Raw genomic sequence first — 569 nt, forward strand, 5'->3', positions numbered from 1 at the left:
ATGAAATCCGTCTCTTTGGCAATAATTTCTAATCCTCGGTAGAGATGTTGGAGTTCAATAGTTGTAGGTTCTAGAAGGGTTTGTGAGAATTGAGCAGTAGAGCGTTTAGAGGACGGAGATACTATCCTTCCATAGAGAAGACGCGAGAGAGTGGTATCTAATTGAAAACTAAAGTGATACCTTTTCTGAATATCGCGACAGATTTTATCCAATCCCAACTGATAATAGATATTCTGTAGAAACAAATATCCCCCATGATATTCATTTCGTTGATTTTGTTTCAACTGTTTATTCTCATGTAGTTTGACTAATACTTCTTGTTTATCTTCTTTATCGAGTTCGGTTAACTCTTTAGCCCGCAATTTTGCCCATTCCATTGGTTCCATTTCGGGATGTAGCTGTTGAAGGGTTTCGTGATTACCCAGATTTTCAACAATAGTTGATGTCCGTTTGTTTCCGACCTTGATATCTTTAATAATGGCATAGTTGATTGTGTTTTTAGATACTGATTTTTTAACTCTCATAGATTCGCACCTCACTCTATTATACCACAGTACGAAAAAGTACGC

1 pseudogene is annotated in these 569 nt (G+C 36.7%); it reads right to left on the reverse strand.

The window, feature by feature from the left end:
* A pseudogene (locus SST62_RS0107845) lies at positions 1-524 on the reverse strand (transposase); the annotation flags it as partial.
* Positions 525-569 lie beyond the last annotated feature (45 nt).

The sequence above is a fragment of the Streptococcus suis YS56 genome (assembly GCF_000440115.1).
Lineage (GTDB): Bacteria > Bacillota > Bacilli > Lactobacillales > Streptococcaceae > Streptococcus > Streptococcus suis_L.